Below are 380 nucleotides of genomic sequence, written 5' to 3' on the forward strand. Positions count from 1 at the left end.
GATGACGACCTCATCGATGTGCCATTTGTCGTTTGGCTTTGATCGATTCCTGCGGATACAGTCCGCAAAATGACGACCAAAGCGATTAATCCAGAGGCGAACGGTTTCCCGGCTGACAATGACGCCGCGCTCAGCAAGCAGGTCTTCCACATCGGCCGTGCTCAACGCAAACCGGTGATAGGTCCAGACCGCGTAGGCAACAATTTCACGCGGAAAACGAAACTGAACCGCGCCGGGTTTGCCGGAGGCCGTTTGGTTTAAGTTATGCGGCCATAGCCGGGGCGTCCAGCCTTGCGTAGTAGCGCTGTTCGGCTTCGGCTGGCGATATGTTGCTGATGGGCTCCAGAAGGCGGCGGTTGTTGAGGTCGTGTCTCGGAAGT

Annotated in this window: 1 pseudogene; it reads right to left on the bottom strand. The window is 56.8% G+C overall.

Going from position 1 to position 380, the window contains the following annotated elements:
• Positions 1–228 (bottom strand): annotated as a pseudogene (locus tag HBA93_RS19180) (IS6 family transposase); the annotation flags it as partial.
• Positions 229–380: the final 152 nt, after the last annotated feature.

It is taken from the genome of Ochrobactrum sp. SFR4, assembly GCF_019730395.1.
Lineage (GTDB): Bacteria > Pseudomonadota > Alphaproteobacteria > Rhizobiales > Rhizobiaceae > Pseudochrobactrum.